3 protein-coding genes are annotated in these 2,647 nt (G+C 68.2%); all 3 read right to left on the bottom strand.

The window, feature by feature from the left end; genetic code table 11:
- On the bottom strand, positions 1-650 hold a 650-nt coding region (locus V5A20_RS14040), incomplete at its 3' end, for an acylneuraminate cytidylyltransferase family protein (protein ID WP_332327648.1).
- Entirely contained in the window at positions 647-1,699 is a 1,053-nt protein-coding gene (locus tag V5A20_RS14045; RefSeq protein ID WP_332327649.1) for a nucleotidyltransferase family protein, read from the bottom strand. The genes V5A20_RS14045 and V5A20_RS14040, both read right to left, overlap by 4 nt.
- Positions 1,700-2,203: 504 nt before the next feature.
- Positions 2,204-2,647, bottom strand: a 444-nt coding sequence (locus V5A20_RS14050; protein ID WP_332327650.1) for an SDR family oxidoreductase, incomplete at its 5' end; no start/stop codon positions are given.

A 2,647-nucleotide genomic window follows, 5' to 3' on the forward strand; every position in this document is an offset into this window, starting at 1 on the left:
ATGTCGACCGACCGCGTCTCCGGCATGTAGACGGCGCCGGCGCGGCCGAAGAGGGGCGCGACGCCGTCGTCGGGGAGCCGGTCCGCAAAGAATACGTAGGCCCCGCCGTTGAGCTGGTACGCCTCGGGCAGCTCCTGGCGCGGGCGCCAGGGCACGGCGCCCTCAACGAAGGGGCTGGGGCTTCCCTCCTCGATTCGCCACGCCCGGTGCGGATTCAGCGAGGCCTCGGTGAACGTAGCCACCGAGTCGAGATCTCCCTCGGCGAGGCGCCGGAGGCAGGCTGCTACGTCCTCCGGCTCACGCAGGGGGCACGTCGGTTCGAGCAGAACGACCACGTCGGCGGGTCGGCCCTCCGCCCGCCACTCGGTCAGGTGGTACCGGACGGCGTCGAGGACGAGCGCGTCGTCGGTCGCCAGCTCGGCGGGGCGCCGGGCGACCGTCCCCCCGTGCTCCCGGGCCGTCTCGGCAATCGCGTCGTCGTCCGTGGACACGACGGCCCGGTCAATGGCCTCTACGGACTGCGCCACCTCGATCGACCACGCCACGAGGGGCGTCCCGCCCAGCGGGCGGATGTTTTTTCGGGGGACCGACGTACTCCCTCCCCGGGCCGGAATGAGGGCCACGACGCGGTGCTCGCCAAAGAGGCTCATTTGTCAAACACCTGATTGAACTCGGCCTGGGCCCGCTGAAGGTCGTCCTGGTGGGCAATGTCCCGCCAGTACTTCTGGATGGGGTACGCGCTCACCGCTCGCTCGTCGTCCACGAGCAGCTGGAAGAGCTCCGGCATGTCGAAAAACGCGTCGTCGGGCACCTGCTCTAGCGCCGCCGGCTCCAGGACGTACACGCCCGCGTTCACGAAGTACTCCTCCGAGGGCTTCTCCTCGAGGCCCGTGATGCGCCGGTCCTCGATCTCGACGACCCCGTAGGGAATCTCCACGCGGTGCCGGCGCACGCCCATCGTGGCCATAGCGGCCTGCTCGTCGTGGAAGTCCACGAGCCGTCCGAAGTTCATGGTGGTCATCAGATCGCCGTTCAGCACCAGGACCGGCTCGGTCGGCTGGTCGGGAAGCAGACTCAGGGGGCCGGCCGTCCCGAGGCGCTTCTCCTCCCGGAGGTACTCGATCTGGAGCCCCCAGTCCGCCCCCTCCCCGAAATGCTCTTCAATCATCTGGGCCTTGTAGTTGACCGACAGGTACACGCGGCGAAACCCCTGCGCGGCCAGCTGCTCGAGCAGCGTCTCCAGGATGGGCACCCCTTCCACCTCGACCAGCGGCTTCGGGCAGTCGTCGGTGATGGGTCGGAGCCGCGTGCCCAGGCCCCCGGCCATAATCACGACCGGCGTAGAGCGCTCCTCCGAGTCGACAACATCGTCGATGGTCATCAGTCGGACCACCCGCCCGCTTGCGTCGATGACCGGCACCTGATGGATGCGGTGGTCCGTCATGAGCTGCGCGATGCGCTCCGGGTCGCTGCCCCGGCGGGCCACCACCGGATCCTCGTTCATCACGTCTTCGACGGGCTGCTCCAGGGACAGGCCGTCGAGAATGCCGCGCCGGATGTCCCCGTCGGTCACCACACCGCGGAGCTTGTCGCCGTCGGTCGTGACCACGGCGATGCGCAGTTCACTCTCCTCGATCGCTTGCATGGCCTCCCGGATGGAGGCGTCGGACGGAACCTGACAGTCGTGCCAGTCGGACATTACGGCCGTGCGAGGAGCAGTGGAGAGAGTCGGTGCGTTCTTCATGCCAGGGGAGGTGCAGAACGTAAAGTCGGCCCAGAGAGCGTCACGTAGAGATGGATCCGCGTCCCCGTCCGTCTCGTCGGCACCGGCGAGGAGACGCGGAGAGGCCGGGACAGCGGGCTCCGCTGCGAGTCCGGCTACGGTGCCTGGAAGTTCTGCCTACAGTGTATGCGACGCGGGCGGCGCCTTCCATAAAGATCGGCGAGGGTCGGGCGCACATCTGGCGGGGGATCGGGGGCTCTTTCAGAGCACATGCTCTATTGGAGTTTCCCGTGAGGGTCCGTGCTCGGGCCGAGGGCGCGGACGTACAACTAGGACGGCGGTCCGCCGTCCGCGGTCGGCGGTCTCCCGTTAGAAAACACTTCCCCCCGCAACTCGGGCCGTCACGGACAACCTCCGTCTTGGGCTGCGCTCATCTCAGAGGGCGGTCACTGGACATCCCAATGCGTACACCCACCGGCCCTACAGCGACCATCCGTCGTCCACCACGAGGTTCTGGCCGTTGATGTGGGCCGACCGGTCGGAGAGCAAAAACAGGAGCGTCCCCGTCACGTCGTCCGGGTCGAGCATGCCTTTGCTGGTGCAGTCCGCCCGGTAGCGCTCCAGGAACGCCTCGGGCTGGCCGTCCTCGATGCCGCCGGGGCTGATGCAGTTGACGCGGATCCCGGTGCCGGACAGGTACTTCGCCAGGTACCGCACCACGCCGAGGAGCCCGGTCTTGATGGCCGTGTACTCGAGCGGGGAGGTCATGTCGGTGCCCTCGTAGTGCCGGAACTTCGGCGCGGCGACCCCCTGGATGGAGCCGACGTGGACGAGGTGCCCGCCGTCCTGCTCCCGGAAGTGGGCGACGGCCCGCTGGGACACCATGATCGCGCTCCCCAGCTGCAGGCGGAGGTTTTCGGCGAC

Origin of the sequence: Salinibacter sp. (genome assembly GCF_036626415.1) — a bacterium.
GTDB lineage: Bacteria > Bacteroidota > Rhodothermia > Rhodothermales > Salinibacteraceae > Salinibacter.